This window comes from Pantoea septica, from assembly GCF_002095575.1.
Classification (GTDB): domain Bacteria; phylum Pseudomonadota; class Gammaproteobacteria; order Enterobacterales; family Enterobacteriaceae; genus Pantoea; species Pantoea septica.
Genome location: NZ_MLJJ01000079.1, coordinates 1 through 1,338, shown reverse-complemented (window position 1 = coordinate 1,338; position 1,338 = coordinate 1). Strand labels below are relative to the sequence as shown.

1 protein-coding gene is annotated in these 1,338 nt (G+C 69.8%); it reads right to left on the bottom strand.

Annotation, left to right across the window (positions count from 1 at the left end; genetic code table 11):
* A partial coding sequence (locus HA46_RS20590; protein WP_208857430.1) for an Ig-like domain-containing protein occupies positions 1 to 1,338 on the bottom strand: 1,338 nt, incomplete at both ends.

Sequence of the window (1,338 nt, the reverse complement as noted above, 5' to 3'; positions counted from 1 at the left end):
GTCCTGAGCGGCCGTGACGCTGCCCAGCACCGTATCGCCGTCAGAGACGGTGACGATGCTGCCCGCCTCCGCCGTGCCGCTCAGCACTGGCGCATTGTTGTTGGTGAGGCCGTCGATGGGATTGCCGTTCTCATCCACCAGCGCAATGTCGGTCGCGGTTGCCGGTGCGGCGGTGTCGATGGCGATCGTCAGCGTAGCGGAGTCGGTGACATTGCCTGCGGCGTCGGTGACGCTGGCGCGGAACGCGTAGGTGCCGTCCGGCAGCGCCTGCGGCGTAAAGCTCCACAGGCCGCTGGCGTCGGCGATGACGCTGCCGATGGCGTTGTCGCCGTCATAGAGCGTCACCAGCAGCCCGGCGGTGGTCTGGCCGCTCAGCGTCGGCGTCGCGTCGCGGGTGCTGGCGCCGTCGGCGAGATCCACTGGCGCGCCGCTGCTGTCGTCAGCGACCGCCAGCGTCAGGGTCACAGGCGGCTGGCTGGCCGCCACGGTCAGGTCGAAAGGCGTCGTCGGCGCGCTGACGTTGCCGGCCGCATCGGTCACGGTCACGCTCAGGCTGTGCAGGCCGTCGGCCAGTTCAGGCGTGGTAAAGCTCCAGCTGCCGCTGCCGTCGGCGCTGGCCGTGCCCAGCAGCTGGTCGCCGTCGTACACGCTGACGACGCTGTTGGCTTCCGCCGTGCCGCTCAGGGTCGGCGTATTGTCGTCGGTGGTGTCGCCAAAGGCGAGTTCGCCCTGGCGATCGCCGACGTCATCCGTCACGGTGACGCCTGACGCGGTCTGTGGCGCGGAGGTATCGAGAGTAAAGGTCAGCGGCGGAGACGTTTCGCTGACGTTGCCCGCCGCATCGGTCACGGTAGCGGTCAGGCTGTGCCCGCCTTCGGCAAGCGCTGGCGTGGTGAAGCTCCAGCTGCCGTCCTGGGCGACGGTGGTCGTGCCCAGCACAATGTCGCCATCGGAAACGGTGACGATACCGCCCGGCTCCGCGGTCCCGCTCAACACCGGCGTAGCGCTGTTGGTGGCGCCGTCGCCCGTTACCGGCACGCCGTTAGCGTCGGTCAGGACGGCGTCCGTGACTGTCGCGGGCGCGACGGTATCGATGGTGACGATCAGCACCGGTGAGGGCGTCACGCTGCCGTCCGCGTTGGCGGTGTCGGCACGGAAGGCGTAGCTGCCATCGTCCAGCGCCGCTGGGGTGAAGCTCCACTGGCCTGCCGCGTCGGCGGTGACGCTGCCGATAACCGCGTCGCCGTTATAGAGCGTCACCAGCGCGCCCGCGGTGGTCAGGCCGCTCAGCACCGGCGTGGCGTCGCGCGTGCTGGCGCCGTCGGCCAGCTCTACAAG